Here is a 10,599-nt window from a genome sequence, read left to right as displayed (position 1 = left end):
GTTCAATGGAGTCTGTACGGTGAGGTTAAACGGCGCAGCTGCCAACGGGTCGGTGGTATTGACCGTAATGCTCAGCAGGTCCTTGGGCATAATCTTCGCATCGTAAAGAGGAATTTCCTTTCCGTAGGTATTTACGGTTTCGGGGTCCTGCATGTAGGGTACTTTCTTGTAGGAGGTACATCCTGCCAGGAGGATGCCTGCAACGGCAATGAAAAGTATGTGTCGAATCTTCATAACATATAATGTTTTTGTTTATTACTTTTTGAGTTTTTAAGTTTAGGTGACCAGGTATCAGGTGACGAGTTGACAAGGCTTCTTCAATTGACAATTGATAATTGACAATTTTCCTTGTTCCCTTGTCAACTGTGAATTGTCAATTGTCAATTTCCTTTGTTTCCTTTACTTCTATTTTCCAAATACTCTGGCAAAGAATCCTTTCTTCTTGGGGGGATCGTAGTAGCTTTCTGCTTCGTACTTGCGCATGAGGTCTTCGTAGGAGAGTTTTTGGGTGACCATTTCGTAGATGATTCCCCAGTCGGGCAGTCCTCCGAGGTTGCGGTCGTCGATGAAGAGGTCTGCCTTGAGCTTGCGCGAGTAGTGGCGGTTGGATCCTTTTTCCTCTTCGGGGTAGTCGCGGTTGACGGCATAGAACTCGATGCCTCGTTCTCGGCAGAAGGCAAGGGCTTCGTCGAGCAGGCGTCCTTCTCGTACGGTCCAGAGAATAAGGCGATGCCTGTCCTGTTGCAAACGGTGCAGAGTTTCGAAGGCAAAAGGTATCTCTTTGCCTATTTCGGGATACTTGTGTTCGACAAGTGTTCCGTCGAAATCGATGGCTATGGTCATAAAAAAACAGAGATTTACTACAGGTCCGGGTACGCTTCGCGGTTACCTGTCACATTTTTATTGTAGAAAGGTAAATAATAAGATGTATATTTTTCGCAAAACTAAATCTTATTTCCCGTACAGCAAAGACTTTTTTAAAAAAAAATAAAGCGTTCTTGAAAGATTTGAGTTTTCAAGAACGCTTTATAAATAAGAATAATACAAAATGATATCTTAATATGCGTTTTTTTCACCATGTATGGCGTTGGCCACAGTACGGTAAATGATGTAAAGATCAAGGCCGAAACTCCAGTGCTCAATGTACCAGATATCTCCGTTTACGCGGCCTTCCATATCCTTTAATTCTTTAGTCTCACCGCGGAATCCGGTTACCTGACTCCAACCTGTAATACCCGGCTTGACAAAGTGGCGCACCATGTATTTGTTGATGAGTTTGGAGTATTCTTCGGTGTGCTTGAGCATGTGCGGGCGAGGGCCTACGATACTCATATCACCCAACAGTACGTTGATGAATTGTGGAAGTTCATCGATGTTGGTCTTGCGCATGATATTACCCCACCTGGTTTTACGCGGATCGTTTTTGGTTGCCTGCAGTGTATCTGCTTCCTTGTTGACCTTCATGGAGCGGAACTTGTAGCAATAAAATTCCTTGTCGTTGAGTCCGTTTCGTTTCTGGCGGAAGAAAATAGGACCAGGCATGGTAATTTTTGTGATGATAGTCACAATTATTAGTATAATAGGGAATAAGGTGCAAAGGAAGAGCAGAGAGAATATGATGTCGAATGCTCTTTTCATTGCTTTATTCTCAATGCGACTCAATGGGTCGGGGTGCAGGCTAAGGTAAGGTACGTTTCCGATAACGTTGAAATATACTCGGTTATGCAGATAGTTGTGAAAGTTTGGTACACTGTAAAAGTGCACCAGATTATTTTCGCAATAATTGATAATTGGAAGAATGATATGGCTGTATTGGGACGGAAGACAGCAATATAAATAATGAATGTCGGGGTGCTGCTGTAAATAAGAGCATACCTGTTCGGGAACTCCTAGGTAAGGACATTCTTTAGAGAATTCCGGATTGGGTTGAAAGTCAAAATAACCATGCACGCGATGGCCGGTAGACGGATCATCGGTCAGTTCGTGGAATAGCTCCCGGTTGTTTTCGGTGCTGCCTACCAATACTACATGGTTTAAATTCTTTCCTTTCAGACGGATTGATTTAATGATGGAGCGGAAAATCAGTCGATATGTGGCTATGCAGATAAATAGAGTCAGTATGTATCCTCCGAAAAACCAGGAGAAAACATCCATATATTTGCCGATGCTGAGCAGAATACCTGACAAGCATGCAAAGTAGATGACGGTGCGGAATACACGGGTCACAATCTGATAGGTGAAGACTTTGCGAAGATGTAAAATGACTCCTCCTTTCAAGGCACAGATAAAATAGCATAAAACTAATGTAATATTAATTTGGAGTAGAGAGGCTTTTAAAACATTGCTTCCTTTGCTGATTGCCCAGTAGTAAAACAAGATAAATAATCCTCCACAAATACATAAATCTCCAAAAACTACAAAGGCTTTAATCAGCCCATTGTACCGGGTTGTGTGGTGATAGTCTGCCATGATGTTTTGCTCCTTTTAGAAAAAAAAGTTTTTTTACGATTATTTACTAAGATCAACGTTGCAAAGATAGGCTTTGTTGTTGAGAATCACAAGTAATTCTTTTATTGTTTTTAATAGTAGAAAATGTTTATTGGTTAACGTGTGTTAATTAAAAGTATTTTCCTTGTTGTTTATTATGTTGCATAACATAAAATAATTATCTTTGCATCGTGTTTTTCATGGTATTAGATTTAAGGTTAATGAAGATTGGGAGTCTGGGAAGATTCCCTTTTTTTATTTAAATATGCTGATGAGTATATTTCATTAATTTGACAAATTAGGGTGGCAGCTTTTGCGGATCGATAAAAAGTGCACAGGATTGTGTGTGATATCTTAGGATAAAAAAATCAGGAACTCCAAGATGGTTTTCAATTTTATTTTTTACCTTTGTTTCTAATAAATTTTACTTAAAATGCTATGAATATTAAAATCCGCCTGATCATTATGAACTTCCTGCAGTTTGCAGTGTGGGGAGCTTATCTGACTTCAATGGGAACTTATCTTGCCAATATAGGCTTGGGAAGCCATATTGGTTTGTTTTATGCAATGCAAGGAATTGTTTCGCTGTTTATGCCTGCCATTCTCGGAATTATTGCAGACCGCTGGATGCCGGCACAGCAGTTACTGGGGTTGAGTCATTTACTGGCCGCCTTGTTTATGGCTGGAGCCGGTTATTATGGAATGACGGCGGGTGATATGGTTTCTTTCCCTGTTTTGTTTGCTTTTTATTCGATGAGTGTGGCGTTTTATATGCCTACGCTGGCACTGTCGAATTCGGTGGCGTATACTGCTTTGGAAAAGAAGGGGCTGGATACAATCAAGGCTTTTCCGCCTATCCGTACATGTGGTACCATCGGCTTTATCTGTTCGATGTGGCTGGTCGATCTCATGGGTTTCCAGAATAATTATATGCAGTTTTATACGTGTGCCGTATGGGGAGTGATTTTGGCGGTGTATGCACACACATTGCCACACTGTCCGGTAAATAAGACTCATTCTCAGAAAAAAACAATTGTGGAAGCTCTGGGACTCAATGCCTTTCTGCTGTTTAAACAGAAAAAAATGGCGATATTCTTTGTGTTCTCCATGTTGTTGGGGGTATCGTTGCAGATTACCAATGGGTTTGCCAATCCGTTTATTACAAGTTTCAGTTCTATTCCCGAGTATGCTGATACGTTTGGAGTACAGCATGCTAATCTGCTGATCTCACTCTCGCAAATCAGTGAAACGTGTTGTATCTTGCTGATCCCGTTTTTCTTGAGCCGTTTTGGTATTAAAAAGGTGATGCTGATTGCGATGGTGGCTTGGGTGTTGCGTTTTGGTTTGTTTGGCTTGGGAAATCCGGGAAGCGGAGTGTGGATGTTTATTCTTTCCATGCTGGTATATGGAGTGGCATTCGACTTCTTCAATGTTTCCGGTTCATTGTATGTGGATAAGGAAACTGATATTTCAATCCGTTCCAGTGCGCAGGGATTGTTTATCATTATGACTAATGGAGTGGGTGCTACTGTGGGTACACTGGCTGCTCAGTGGATAGTAAACCAGTTTGTAGACTTTAGCAGTACGGCTCCTCAGGTTGAAGGGTGGAGCAATGCGTGGTTTATTTTTGCTGCGTACGCACTGGTGGTAGCGGTTGTGTTTGCTTTGGTTTTCCGTTATAAACACGAACGGACAGTCTGACAACGTTATTAATTGATATAAAAGCTATGAAAAAGAGTGTGTATGTATGCCTGATGTGTTTGGCCATGATATGGCTGGCATCGTGCTCAAGTGAAAAAAAGTATGTGAACGTGTTGCCGGAGAATCCGGGGGCAGTGGTATCTGTAGATTTGAAACAACTGGTACAGAAAAGTGATTTGTCTGCAGAAGATACTAAGGCTGTTGTGACTGAGATTAAGAATACCTTGGGTAACGGATTGGATGCACAGGGTACGGAACTGATAGATAAAGTGTTGGCGGATCCCTCGGAAAGTGGACTGGATTTGAAGCAAAAAGTGTATCTGTTTGTGGATGACAAAGGAGAAAAAGGGGGCTTGCTGGCATGTGTGCAGGATAAAGGAAAACTGAATGAGCTGGTTGGTTTGCTGGGAAAACAGCAGCCATCGGCAGCTATAGAAGATAAGGGAGCGTATAGTCAGGTTGTACAAGAGCAAGGGGTGTTGGCGTATAGCGATTGCTCTTGCTTGCTTTTGTTCTCGGACAAAGGAAAGGATGCTGATTTGCAGACCTGGGCTTCTGAATTAATGGGAGGAGAGAATAAAAACTCTTTCTGTGATAGCAAGGGCTTCGAAAGTATGGAAAAGATAAAGGGAGATATCTCTGTCTTTATGTCGATGGTGATGTTGCCTGAAGAATATAAGATGATGGCTAAAATGTCTATGCCCGCAACTGTTGCTTGGAAGGATCTGAACATTGTGGCAGGAGTACATTTTGAAAAAGGACGTATGGTTCTTGACATTGAAACCCTTATCAATGATGCCCTGAAAAAGGAATACGAAAAGATTCGTCCTATTTATTCGAAAGAAACTACTGATAAGTTCTTGAAGATGTTCCCGAAAGGTTCGTTCATGTGGGTAGATATGGGCTTGAAAGGAGATAAATTGTATGAAACATTGATGAAGGAACCTGCTATGGCAGCACAGCTGGGTGGTGTACAGACCATGTTTGACTTGAAGTCGGCATTGAGCGCGATTGATGGAGAAACAGTAATCTGTATTTCTAATCTGGAACCTTTGTCGTTTGCATTGATGGCTGAGGTGGAGAACTCGGATTTTATGCAGAGTTTTGAAAGTTTGAAGCCGATGTTGGACATGACCAGAGGACAGATGAAGCTGGTGGAAACCGGAAAGAATGCGTATGAGCTGCAGATGGCAGACGGACGTATGATGGGTGTGCAAGGCAACGTGTCTATATATATAGGTGTAAAAGATGGAGTATTTTATCTGACTAATGATAAGATGTGTGCCGAACAGAAAGAGGCCGATAACTCAATGAAGAATGAATCGTGGGCTGGTAATGTGCCGGGTAAACGGTGCTTCTTTGTGATGAACTGTTATTCACTGAATGAGATAATGAATGCTAATCATCAGGTTTATAGTTCGAAAGATCAGTTGACACAGCGGATGCTGAGTGTTATGGATTACATGACAGTAGAGGCAGAGGATGATACTCACGGACGTATGGAACTGGGTATGAAGGATAAGGAAACAAATGTCTTGAAGCAGTGGATTGCGTTGGGTAAGGAGCTTGCTGTCCGCTAATTGAGGTCTTGATATCTTGTAGTTATGTCCGAATGGTTGCATGGAATGGTGCTGCTGTTCGGACATAACTTTTTTATTTTCGTTTGTCTCTGCTCTCGCCTTTCACTATCTTTTCAGAAGATAGGATGCGGCTTGGCATAGTTCAAACTTGAAAACTATGTTTTCGTTTGCCTCTGCTCTCGCCTTTCACTATCTTTTCAGAAGATAGGATGCGGCTCGGCATAGTTCAAACTTGAAAACTATGTTTTCGTTTGCCTCTGCTCTCGCCTTTCACTATCTTTCTAGAAGATAGGATGCGGCTCGGCATAGTTCAAACTTGAAAACTGTGTTTTCGTTTGCCTCTGCTCTCGCCTTTCATTATCTTTGCATGAGTGAAATTTTAAAAGGAAAAAATATGCATGTATTTTATACACCGGATATTGATATTTGTCTGGAGCTTCCCGAAGAAGAAGCCGGACACTGTCTGAGAGTATTACGCTTGGGTGTAGGCGACGAAGTGATGCTGACAGACGGGAAAGGATTTTTTTATAAGGCAGTCATCAGTGCGGCTACGGGAAAACGGTGTCAGGTGAAAGTGGTGGAGAAAATGGAACAGGAGAAGTTCTGGAAAAGGCATTTGCATCTGGCTATGGCTCCTACCAAGAATATGGACCGTATAGAGTGGTTTGCAGAAAAAGCTACGGAAATAGGCTTTGATGAATTGAGCTTTTTGAATTGCCGTTTTTCTGAACGGAAGGTTATCAAGACGGAACGTATTGAGAAGATTGTGGTGTCGGCCATGAAGCAGTCGTTGAAGGCACGTAAGCCGATTGTGAATGAAATGACGGACTTTGCTAAATTTATGCAACGGGATTTTCAGGGACAGAAATTTATCGCTCACTGTTACGAGGGAGAGAAGCCTTTGCTGAAAGAGGTTTTGAAACCTGGGGAAGATGCACTGGTTTTGATTGGACCGGAAGGTGATTTTAGTCCGGAGGAGGTTCAGAAAGCTGAAGCACTGGGCTTTCAGCCAATCAGTCTGGGTAAATCGAGACTGCGGACAGAAACGGCTGCGCTGGTTGCTGTGCATATGATGAATTTATTTAATTCTTAAAGTAATGAAAACACTGAAATATTGGATAGGGGCAGCTGCTGTATGGGTACTGACGGCTTGTTCGGGAGGTGCAGACTATGAACGTGTGTTGCCGAAGGATGCTGCTGCGGTAGCGACTGTCGATCTGAAAGCGATGGCTGCTAAAGCTGGCTTACAGAATAGTGAAGGACAGGTGGCGATGAACCGGCTGGCTGACTTGTTGAAAAGTGGGCTGACTGATTCGGAGAATCTGATTGACAGAATTGTGGCAGATCCAGATGAAAGCGGATTGTCTTTGAAAGACAGGCTGTATTTGTTTGTAGAAAAACGCTCGGTGTCTGCTGGTGTGCTGATGCGGGTAACTGATGAGGGAAAACTGACAGATTTGCTGGAGATGCTGAAAGAGCAGGGCGTGTGTGAGGCGTTACGTGAAAGCGACGGATGTACTTGGACGCTGATGGGAAAGATGCTGATCGCTTATAATGAAGATGCTTTTCTGTTGGTGATGGATCCTTCGGGAAGGAATGCCGGTGATATGCAACATTCGGCTGCAAAATGGTTGAGACAGAAACGGGAGGATAGCTTTGCTGAAACTGAAGATTATCAAAGTATTCAGGATGCAAAAGGAGATATTTCTGTTTGGGCTTCAATGGCTTTGCTGCCGGAACGTGCGATTTATCCATTGACAATGGGAGGGTCGGCTGAACTGAAAGGGGAGGACGTGAAGGCCTTGGCTACAATGAATTTCGAGACAGGTAAGCTGGTGTGTGATGTACGTTCGCTTACCATCGATAAGGTGATGATGAAGGTGGCGGAAGAATATTTTAATGCTACATCACCGGTAAAAGGAGACCATTTGGATGATTTTCCTGCCAATACGTTCGGTTGGAGTACATTGTCCGTAGACGGAGCAAAGTTATATAAATGGTTGAATAGCAATCCTGCTGTGAAGCGTATGTTTGAGCATTCGATGATTCCGCTTGATTTTCATGCCATTTTCTCTGCTGTAAAAGGTGACGTGTCGTTTACTGTGACTAATCCGCTGTATGGAGATTATATTTTATTGGCGGATGTGGTAAGTACGGATTTTCTGCAGACTGTTGAGGACCTGAAACCGATGATTGCCATGACTGGAGGACAAATGCGCTTGATGAATCGTGGAGAACATGCGTATGAATTTTATATGATGGATGGTAGTGCACTGAATTTGCGTCCTGGTCCGGTTCATGTGTGGTTTGGAGTAAAGGATGGTAAAATGTATTTTACCAATAGGGAGAATCTGGTAGAGAGAAAAGTGCTGGGGTTGTCGATGAAGAATACGGAATGGGGAAAAGAAGTAGAAGGAAAGAGAGTATTCTCTGTAGTGAACTTCATTTCTTTGATGCAGGCCGTATCGTCTACACTTCGCAAGCAGCAGATGCCCCCCGTGTTTATAGGCTTGGACAGACTGGACAGGATGACAGTGGAGATGAGAGAAGAGGATAAAATGGTGCATATGGAACTGCTCTTTAAAGATCGGAACAGAAACGTGCTGGAGCAGATGACGGCATTGGTAAATCTGACAACCGGAAAATAAAATTGGAAAAATGAATACAATAGAATTGCAACAGACTTTGCCTGTGGTTTTTATGGGCAGAGATTGTGTCGTGTCGGATATATGGCACAAACAGATTGCGTTTCAGAAAGGACAAATTTGTTTGGTGGAAGCTGCTTCGGGGACGGGAAAATCTTCGCTCTGCAGCTTTGTGTATGGATACAGAAAAGACTATCAGGGAATTATTTCTTTTGATGGAGAAAATGTCAGAAAGTTTACGGTGGACCGGTGGGTGAATATCAGGAAAAGAGAATTGAGCATGCTTTTTCAGGAGTTGCGCTTGTTTCCGGAGCTGACGGCGGGAGAAAATGTAGTCTTGAAAAATGGGTTGACAAAGTATGCCAGCCGAAAGCAGATGGAGGAGTGGTTTGACCGGCTTGGAATTGCGGACAAATGGAATCAGAAAATCGGACAAATGTCGTACGGTCAGCAACAGAGAGTGGCTTTTGTAAGAGCTTTGTGCCAACCTTTCGATTTTATTTTTCTGGATGAGCCTATCAGTCATCTGGACGATGGAAATGCCCGGATAATGGCTGATATTCTGAAGGAAGAAGTAGACAAACGTGGAGCCGGCGCAATTCTGACTTCCATAGGAAAGCATCTGGAGATGAATTATGACAGGGTATTGAAACTGTAGAAGAAGATGACTTTGAAACTAAAAATTCAAAATAAAAAATTAAACAAATCATGCTTTGGAAATTATTGAAACAGCATATTAGCGTGGCGCAATTGGCTGGATTCTTTCTGGCTAATTTGTGTGGAATGGTGATTGTGCTGCTGAGCGTGCAGTTTTATAAGGATGTCTTGCCTGTGTTTACGCAGGGGGATAGCTTTATGACGAAGGATTATTTGATTCTGAGTAAAAAGGTAAGCACATTGGGGTCGCTGGTGGGAAAAAGTAATACGTTCTCGGCTGGTGATGTGGATGAAATTAAGAAACAGCCTTTTACGGCAGAGGTCGGAGCTTTTAAGCCGACTCAGTTTCGTGTATCGGCAGGAATGGGAGTACAGGGGATGCAGATGTCTACCGATATGTTTTTTGAATCGGTGCCCGACCGCTTTGTAGATGCAAAACTGGATCGCTGGAAATTTGATGCTTCGCAAGAGGTGATTCCTATCATCGTACCACGTAATTATCTGAATCTGTATAACTTCGGGTTTGCGCAAAGCAGAAACTTGCCTAAGATATCGGAGGGACTTGTGGGTATGGTAAATTTGAATATCCGATTGATGGGTAACGGACAGGTGAAAGTGATGAAAGGGAATATTGTAGGATTTTCTGACAGATTGAATACAATTCTGGTGCCGGAGACTTTTGTGGATTGGGCTAATAAAGTGTATGGGACTGGACAGCAGACTGAACCGTCGAGACTGATTGTAGAGGTACACAATCCGGCAGATGAGAGAATTGCACGTTTCCTGAAAGAAAAAGGATATGAAACCGAAGGTGACAAGGCCGATGCCGGAAAAACTGCCTGGTTCTTGAAACTGATTGTGGGTATAGTGATGTCTGTAGGGTTGATTATCAGTATACTTTCATTTTATATTCTGATTCTCAGTATTTATCTTTTATTGCAAAAGAATACGAAAAAGCTGGAAAATCTGTTGTTGATAGGATATAGTCCTGCACGTGTGGCACGACCTTATCAGGTGTTGTCTGCCGCGGTCAATTTACTGGTACTTATATTGAGTCTTGTTGTGGTATGCCTCATACGGGGAGAGTATCTGGATGTAGTGAATGGATTATTCCCGGATTTGAACCCTGGTGGGCTTCTTCCATCTTGTCTGGTAGGAGGAATATTGTTTGTGGCTGTTACGATACTGAATGCTATTATTGTACGCCGGAAAATTAATGAGATATGGATGAGAAAATGAGTAAATCTTAAAAAGAGTTTTCTCATTGAAAGTTGAAAAATACGCTACTTTCTGTACAGAGGAGTACTTTGTATGGAGGGTAGCGTTATTTTTTTAAGGCTATGAAGGGGAATGAAATCGTATATATGTGAATAAATGTTTATTCGTGTTCTCTATTGTAAAATGGAATGTTCAATATTAGTTGATTTGTGTCTTATAACATAGTTTTAAGGCTAAAAAATGTTATATGGAGTTACACCCATGCAAGATTATTCTATAAATTTGCGTAACACAAATAGTCAAACTTTTAA

Annotated in this window: 8 protein-coding genes and 1 pseudogene; 6 read left to right on the top strand and 3 right to left on the bottom strand. The window is 42.3% G+C overall.

Annotated features, from left to right (window positions below; translation table 11 throughout):
• The 3 genes and pseudogenes from WKU26_RS10105 to WKU26_RS10095 form a co-directional block, all read right to left on the bottom strand.
• A pseudogene (locus tag WKU26_RS10105) lies at positions 1 to 234 on the bottom strand (polysaccharide biosynthesis/export family protein); the annotation flags it as partial.
• A gap of 171 nt (positions 235 to 405) precedes the next feature.
• Positions 406 to 843, bottom strand: coding sequence for a BT0820 family HAD-type phosphatase (locus tag WKU26_RS10100; protein ID WP_340321903.1), 438 nt, complete (start codon positions 841 to 843; stop codon positions 406 to 408).
• Between the two features lie 213 nt (positions 844 to 1,056).
• Positions 1,057 to 2,469 (bottom strand): undecaprenyl-phosphate glucose phosphotransferase, encoded by a 1,413-nt coding sequence (locus tag WKU26_RS10095; protein ID WP_340321902.1) that lies wholly within the window; start codon positions 2,467 to 2,469, stop codon positions 1,057 to 1,059.
• A 456-nt stretch (positions 2,470 to 2,925) separates the two neighbouring features.
• Between WKU26_RS10095 and WKU26_RS10090 the strand changes: the two genes are divergently transcribed.
• The 6 genes from WKU26_RS10090 to WKU26_RS10065 all read left to right on the top strand — a co-directional run bounded on the left by WKU26_RS10090 (position 2,926) and on the right by WKU26_RS10065 (position 10,309).
• The gene (locus tag WKU26_RS10090) at positions 2,926 to 4,188 is read left to right on the top strand and encodes an MFS transporter (protein ID WP_340321901.1); all 1,263 of its coding nucleotides are present in this window, start codon (positions 2,926 to 2,928) and stop codon (positions 4,186 to 4,188) included.
• Between the two features lie 26 nt (positions 4,189 to 4,214).
• Positions 4,215 to 5,768, top strand: coding sequence for a DUF4836 family protein (locus tag WKU26_RS10085; protein ID WP_340321900.1), 1,554 nt, complete (start codon positions 4,215 to 4,217; stop codon positions 5,766 to 5,768).
• Between the two features lie 394 nt (positions 5,769 to 6,162).
• On the top strand, positions 6,163 to 6,861 hold the full coding sequence (locus WKU26_RS10080) for a 16S rRNA (uracil(1498)-N(3))-methyltransferase (RefSeq protein WP_340321899.1): 699 nt from the start codon (positions 6,163 to 6,165) through the stop codon (positions 6,859 to 6,861).
• Between the two features lie 4 nt (positions 6,862 to 6,865).
• Positions 6,866 to 8,416 carry a DUF4836 family protein gene (locus WKU26_RS10075; protein ID WP_340321898.1) on the top strand — a complete coding sequence of 517 codons (1,551 nt, stop codon included), beginning with the start codon at positions 6,866 to 6,868 and terminating at the stop codon, positions 8,414 to 8,416.
• 10 nt (positions 8,417 to 8,426) lie between these two features.
• On the top strand, positions 8,427 to 9,071 hold the full coding sequence (locus WKU26_RS10070) for an ATP-binding cassette domain-containing protein (protein ID WP_340321897.1): 645 nt from the start codon (positions 8,427 to 8,429) through the stop codon (positions 9,069 to 9,071).
• A gap of 50 nt (positions 9,072 to 9,121) precedes the next feature.
• Positions 9,122 to 10,309, top strand: coding sequence for an ABC transporter permease (locus tag WKU26_RS10065; protein WP_340321896.1), 1,188 nt, complete (start codon positions 9,122 to 9,124; stop codon positions 10,307 to 10,309).
• Positions 10,310 to 10,599 lie beyond the last annotated feature (290 nt).

The sequence above is a fragment of the Phocaeicola sp. HCN-40430 genome (assembly GCF_037890285.1).
Classification (GTDB): Bacteria; Bacteroidota; Bacteroidia; order Bacteroidales; family Bacteroidaceae; genus Phocaeicola; species Phocaeicola acetigenes.
This window is presented reverse-complemented; position numbering and strand designations above follow the sequence as displayed.